This window comes from Clostridiales bacterium (genome assembly GCA_012512255.1).
GTDB lineage: Bacteria > Bacillota > Clostridia > Christensenellales > DUVY01 > DUVY01.
In genome coordinates this window covers 1-1,549 of record JAAZDJ010000127.1, presented here as the reverse complement: position 1 = coordinate 1,549, position 1,549 = coordinate 1, and the positions used below count along the sequence as shown (strand labels likewise).

Genomic DNA, 1,549 nt, shown 5'->3' with positions numbered 1-1,549 from the left:
TTATCCTAAAAGGTATTTGGAAAGGCGAGGGCGTATTTAATATGGAGCAGCTCGATCCCGATCCTTTTATGGACGCGCTGAACAAGTGGGGCTTGCCCTGGAAAGAAAATTTCAATCCCGTATTGGTGGATTAAATGGATTATTTGGCAGATATCAAGACCCCGTATTATATAATAGACGAAAACTTGATTTTAAAAAACCTAAAAATCTTGCAGTCTGTGAAGCGGCAAACAGGCTGCAAGATTTTGCTTGCCCAAAAAGCATTTTCGTCTTTTTATTTTTATCCGTTGATCGCCCAATATTTAGACGGCGTCGCCTCAAGCGGTTTATACGAAGCCAAATTGGGCTATGAAAAAATGGGCAAAGAAAACCATGTATTCTCGCCCGCTTACAAAGACGACGAGTTTGACGAGATAGCCAAAATTTGCGGCTTTATCGTGTTTAACTCGTTAGGGCAGCTGATTAAGTTCAAAGAAAGGGCGCAAAGACACAACGCCCAGATAGCGCTGCGCATTAACCCCGAGATTTCCACGCAAGATACGCCCCTTTACGACCCGTGCGCGCCTTTTTCAAGGTTGGGCGTAACCAGCGACGAGTTTTTTCAAAATTTGGACAAGTTAAAAGGCATAAGCGGACTTCATTTCCATACGCTGTGCGAACAAAACTCCGACGCGCTTGAGGTTACTCTTGCCGAAGCGGAAAGGCGGTTTGGCAAATATTTTGATAAAATCAAATGGATTAACTTGGGCGGCGGCCATCATATCACGCGCGACGACTACGATATACCCCGGCTTGTAAGGCTGATTAATTATATTAAGGACAAATACGGCTTGGAAGTCTATCTTGAACCCGGCGAGGCCGTTGTGCTTAACGCGGGATTTTTGGTTGTGACCGTATTGGATATAATAGACAGGGGTAAAAAGATCGCGATTTTGGACACAAGCGCCGCTTGCCATATGCCCGATGTTTTGGAAGTTCCTTACAAGCCGCGGGCAATAGGCGAGGGCGGGCAATACGAATACCGCTTGGGCGGGATTAGCTGCCTTGCGGGCGATATTATTGGCGACTATAGATTCCATAAGCCGTTAAAAATCGGCGACAAAATCATATTTGAAGATATGGCGCTATATACCATTGTGAAAAACAACACCTTCAACGGCATAGGCCTGCCGGCCATAGCCGCTAAAGACCTGCAAGGCAATATAAAACTTATCAAAGAATTCGGCTACTTGGACTTTTTGGAAAGATTGTCGTAAGAAGATTGTTTGAAAAAAACAAATCCTCATCAAAAAATATAAAAATTTCTTGTATTTTTCTTTATTTTTTCTTTTATACGTTTTTTTTGTAAACAGCAATTTATGGCACAACCTTTAAACTTTTGGCATTTACATGGCTCCTTCTTCTGATTATAATATAAGCGCATTAATAAGACTTTGTATAATTTTTTTGCGATTTTAATGAAAAAAACAAAAACTAATGACAAAATATACAACTTTTTAGAGCATTTTACAAAAATATCTTATAAATGCGGACTTTTTTCTTTTGTTAT

Annotated in this window: 2 protein-coding genes; both read left to right on the top strand. The window is 40.9% G+C overall.

The genetic code is table 11. From position 1 onward, the window contains the following. Nucleotides 1-134, top strand: a 134-nt coding sequence (locus tag GX756_06415) for a saccharopine dehydrogenase family protein (protein NLC17490.1), incomplete at its 5' end; no start/stop codon positions are given. Beyond that, a complete protein-coding gene (gene nspC, locus GX756_06410) occupies nt 135-1,256 on the top strand; it encodes a carboxynorspermidine decarboxylase (protein ID NLC17489.1) in 1,122 nt (373 codons plus the stop codon). The last annotated feature ends 293 nt before the right edge of the window (nt 1,257-1,549 follow it).

Coding starts and splice junctions, on each gene's coding strand:
- nspC (NLC17489.1), top strand. CDS start 135: ATGGATTATTTGGCAGATATCAAGACCCCGTATTATATAATAGACGAA.